At 44.2% G+C, this 2528-nt stretch carries 3 protein-coding genes and 2 pseudogenes; 2 read left to right on the top strand and 3 right to left on the bottom strand.

Going from position 1 to position 2528, the window contains the following annotated elements:
- Positions 1-74, top strand: a pseudogene (locus tag NXS07_RS19425) (IS6 family transposase); the annotation flags it as partial.
- Between the two features lie 56 nt (positions 75-130).
- On the opposite strand, the pseudogene NXS07_RS19430 reads toward NXS07_RS19425, so the two are convergent.
- The 3 genes and pseudogenes from NXS07_RS19430 to NXS07_RS19440 form a co-directional block, all read right to left on the bottom strand.
- Positions 131-826: pseudogene (locus NXS07_RS19430) on the bottom strand (IS6 family transposase).
- Between the two features lie 570 nt (positions 827-1396).
- Positions 1397-1636, bottom strand: coding sequence for a hypothetical protein (locus NXS07_RS19435; protein ID WP_258087453.1), 240 nt, complete (start codon positions 1634-1636; stop codon positions 1397-1399).
- A gap of 33 nt (positions 1637-1669) precedes the next feature.
- On the bottom strand, positions 1670-2119 hold the full coding sequence (locus NXS07_RS19440; protein ID WP_258087454.1) for a hypothetical protein: 450 nt from the start codon (positions 2117-2119) through the stop codon (positions 1670-1672).
- A gap of 131 nt (positions 2120-2250) precedes the next feature.
- On the opposite strand from NXS07_RS19440, the gene NXS07_RS19445 reads away from it, so the two are divergent.
- A partial coding sequence (locus tag NXS07_RS19445; RefSeq protein WP_498063302.1) for a transposase family protein occupies positions 2251-2528 on the top strand: 278 nt, incomplete at its 3' end.

A 2528-nucleotide genomic window follows, 5' to 3' on the forward strand; every position in this document is an offset into this window, starting at 1 on the left:
ATCGGCGGAGCAAGCCCGCCGTTGGGCGTCGGTGGCGAAGGGATGAAACTGATATCAAAATCAAAGGGCAATGGCGTGGTTCTGTCGCATTAACAGAGAAAATCTGAGTCAATGTGGGGTTGGTTGTATTTTATGCAGCTAATCGGTAAAACATTTCTGTCGGTGATAATGCCTTATCTTCTGATTGTGAGTATTGTCTTTTACGTCGCATCGAAACGCGCTCTATCCCCGCTAAAATCGTTTGGGCCCGGCGAAACGATTTAAAGCTTAACATCGGCCGTATCCGACGTTTGATATTGCGGTGATCTTGCTCCACTCAGTTGTTCAGGTATTTACTCTGTCGGATAGTGAGGGTTTCCTCTTTGGGTCTATCGGCGTTGAGCGTCGCCAGTGCAGTGGTATTCGCCCCACTTTTATCAAGGGTCACGACCTCAGGCTCACCGTGATGGCGGATCGCCTTGCGAAAGAAGCGCAACGCGGCGGGAGCATCCCGCTTGGCCGTCAGCAGGAAGTCGATAGTTTGCCCGGCCGTATCGACTGCTCAGTACAAATATTTTCATTGTCCTTTGATTTTTATAGAGGTTTCGTCCATGCGCCAGCGACGACCCACAGGACGTTTATGTCGACGAAAAGCTTTACCCAGCAATGGGGTAAGCCGGATAACCCAGCGATACAGAGTGGAATGGTCGACGGTTATCCCCCGCTCAGCCATCATCTCTTCGAGATTGCGCAGGCTTAGCGCATAAGATAGGTACCCGCGGACACACTGAGCGATGATATCAACGGGATAATGTAAACGTTTGAAGGTTTTTCGAATTAAAGACACGGCTCACTCTGCAAAAGGTCACATAATTACCTGATCTCCCTTTAATGCGACAGAACCCCCTACTGTGCCTGCTGGATGGTTGGCAAACAATGGTATGTGGACTTCTCCGTACTTTGAAGGATGCTCAAATTACAGTTATTATTTCTGGAGTGAGTTATTGGAGGATCGGGCTTCCACTTGCATGGTGGCTCTCGCAGTTTTCTCTCGGCCCTGATGGTGTCGGGTGGGGAATGTGTTCCGGGCTGTTCATCGCTTGTTTTATAATGCAGATTAGATTGTAAATGCTATTACGGCAACGCATGCATATTTCTACTAAATTAGAAATATAGAAATTTATTTATACATTGATAATGCGATTCTATTTCTTGTACGACAGTGAAGGAATCTTCAGAATAAATTTTTCTCAATAGGCCGCACACAGGCGGCCGCAGATTATTGGCAAAATTACAGATATAATATCTTGTTTTATATCATAAATAAGCAAATATTTTGTGTGTTTTTTTCCGAATTCTGTCAGTCATATCGGAAAACAGGTTTTATTTAAACTGGGACTTAAATAGCCGCTCGAATTTATTTTACTTTATCTAATAGTTTCGGCCTGTCACCCGAAAAGTCCATCCAAGGATTGGTATTCAGCATTTCTGAATGGGCTACGCTGGGATCCTCATAACGCATCACAAATGTTTCCGGACCATGTGCGTATGCCACCAGTAAACCTTGATCCGCATTAATGAAACCACCATGAGGGCCCAATCCCGGATAGCTGAGGCGTATAGCCTGATCGTTTGGTCCAACTTCATTAACTAACACGTTAGCAGTCACTCCATTGTTCAGAACAAAGAACTAATTTAATGGGCCGCCTGAAATCACAGTCATTACTTCGTCAATTCCGGAGCCATCTTCAGAAGAATTTACATGCAGTCGACCAAATTTACTCAGTACGTACTTTTTCATTTCATCTGTCATTTCTTTCATATCGTAAACTTTTGGATAAGGGGGAACATCTACTTCTGTAGTAGATAAATAGCCACCGCGATTAACTGCTGGAGTTCGCCCAGCAAGCCGGATTTGCTCCAGAAAATCTGCGCGGTTTAAATTAAAGATGGAAATAAGTTTTTTCTTCTCTTCATCGTTAGTTGCACGGGTTTTTGATACTTTGATAATAGGTTTAGCTTCTTCTGGGATAGATACCAAACTAATCCGCACGCCAACTTCACGCAGAATTGCATTGGCATTATCAACACCAACAACGTCATTACGTCCATCACTGAATTTTATACTTACGCTACTCATATTAAGCTTCCTCATTTAGGTTGTTTTTTTAAACAGTTCTCTATACCCAATGGATTTCAAAGGGTTCTGTTGCAATAAGCAAAGCCTTGGTAATGTAATATCTCACTTATTTGTTGATAAAGGTGTCGTCAATGTCGTTGATACGAAAAGCCTTCAAACGTTTACATTATCCCGTTGATATCATCGCTCAGTGTGTCCGCGGGTACCTATCTTATGCGCTAAGCCAGCGCAATCTCGAAGAGATGATGGCTGAGCGGGGGATAACCGTCGACCATTCCACACTGTATCGCTGGGTTATCAGAACACCATTGCTGGGTAAGGCTTTTCGTCGACATAAACGTCCTGTGGGGCGTCGCTGGCGCATGGATGAAACCGACATCAAAATCAAAGGTCAGTGGAAATACCTTTA

The organism is Xenorhabdus bovienii (assembly GCF_024721015.1).
Taxonomy (GTDB): domain Bacteria; phylum Pseudomonadota; class Gammaproteobacteria; order Enterobacterales; family Enterobacteriaceae; genus Xenorhabdus; species Xenorhabdus bovienii.

What these genes read in the sequence shown, in the direction of transcription:
- NXS07_RS19440 (WP_258087454.1), bottom strand. Translation starts at nt 2,119, where the DNA reads ATGAGTAGCGTAAGTATAAAATTCAGTGATGGACGTAATGACGTTGTT.